Below are 1,607 nucleotides of genomic sequence, written 5' to 3'. Positions count from 1 at the left end.
GCTTTGATTTACAACGGTGTGCTTATTCCAAACACTGAGCTTGGTCATATTCAGCTTGAAAAAGGTAAGGGCGATGCTGAAAAGTACGCTGCTTCTTCTGTTCGTGAAAAGTTGGATATGGGCTATAAGAAGTGGGCTAAGCGTTTGACTAAGTACTACGGCCTGATGGAAAAGTATTTCAACCCAGATTTGTTTGTTGTCGGTGGCGGTGTTAGCCGCGTAAGCGAAAAGTTCTTGCCGCATATCGATATTAAAACTCCTATTGTTGTTGCAACATTGCATAATGAGGCTGGAATTATTGGTGCAGCTTACTATGCAATGCAAAAGATGCAGCAAAACTAAAAAATAACTAAATATTATTTGTTATCTATTGAGCTGGGTGAGCAGTTTATGCTGCAGCCCAGCTTTTGTTATGCCAAGTGTTAGGGTAGTTTCGTGCGATTTTCTTCTAGAATAGATGTGAGTGAGCCAAATCCTATTATTTTAGCTCAGAGAAAAGCTATTTTTAATGGTGTAAAGCTTACTAAATTAAACGATTCCAATCCAACGTCTCACGGCTTAGCGCCTAAATGTTTAAGTGGACGTTACACAGCAGACCCTAGGGGTCCTAAGGAAATTCGCGATATTCTTTCGAACTTCATCAATAAGCGAGATAACCGCACTGAAAAGTCTGTTCCATCAAAGCTTAATCCAGATCAGCTTTATGTGCTTTCTTCAACTTCTCAAGCTTACGCATGGCTTATGATGCTTTTATGTGATGCAGGGGATGCCGTTATGGGACCAACTCCTGGATATCCTCTTATAGAGTCTATTGCGCGCTTGCAATGCGTGAATGCAATACCGTATCCTTTGCACTATGATGGTTCTTGGACTATTGATATTGCGCGTGCTAGAGAACTTTTAGAAGATGTGTCTTTGCGTATTAAAGCTCTTGTGCTTATTAATCCAAATAATCCTACAGGCTCATATGTCAAGCCTGAAGAACGTGAAATACTATTGCAATTATGTCGTGATAATGGTGTTGCGATTATTGCAGACGAAGTATTTTATGAATATTCGCTTGAACCTTTTGCTGGAAATGCTCGTCTTGCTGGAGAATCTTCTACTTTAGTTTTTGCGCTTGATGGATTCTCCAAAATGCTTGCTGCTCCTCACGCAAAAGTTGGTTGGATTGAAGTTTCAGGTCCTAAAGATGATGTTTATGAAGCACAAAAAAGACTTGACGTTATAGCGGATGATTTTTTGCCTATTGGTAATACTGTTTCTGAGCGAATACCAGAATTATTGCAATATGCATCTTCTCAAAGCGCTATTGTACGAAATCGTATTATTAATAATCTGCATACGCTTCGAGAAACGTTGGCATCTACACCTAAATGCTGTGTTAGCGCGCTGCGTGCGGAGGGCGGATGGAATATTTTATTGCGTGTACCATCTTGCATTGACGATGATGTATTAGCTTTGAGATTGATGAAAGATTATAATTTAGTTTCTCAACCTGGATATTATTTCGATATGCCAGTTAATGGGTATTTAGCATTGTCATTATTGCCAGAGCCGCAGCAGTTTATTAGCGGATTGCATGCGCTTCTTCGAACTGTAGATGC

At 40.0% G+C, this 1,607-nt stretch carries 1 protein-coding gene and 1 pseudogene; both read left to right on the top strand.

All coding sequences use genetic code 11. The features are described 5' to 3' along the window. Window positions 1–342 (top strand): annotated as a pseudogene (locus A5294_RS04560) (ROK family protein); the annotation flags it as partial. A 93-nt stretch (window positions 343–435) separates the two neighbouring features. Then, the coding region (locus A5294_RS04555) for a pyridoxal phosphate-dependent aminotransferase (RefSeq protein ID WP_064340579.1) at window positions 436–1,607 on the top strand (1,172 nt) is incomplete at its 3' end.

Source organism: Gardnerella sp. 30-4, assembly GCF_001641215.1.
GTDB lineage: Bacteria > Actinomycetota > Actinomycetes > Actinomycetales > Bifidobacteriaceae > Bifidobacterium > Bifidobacterium leopoldii.
Note: the sequence above shows the minus strand (reverse complement) of the source record. Positions and strands in the feature narration are given on the sequence as shown.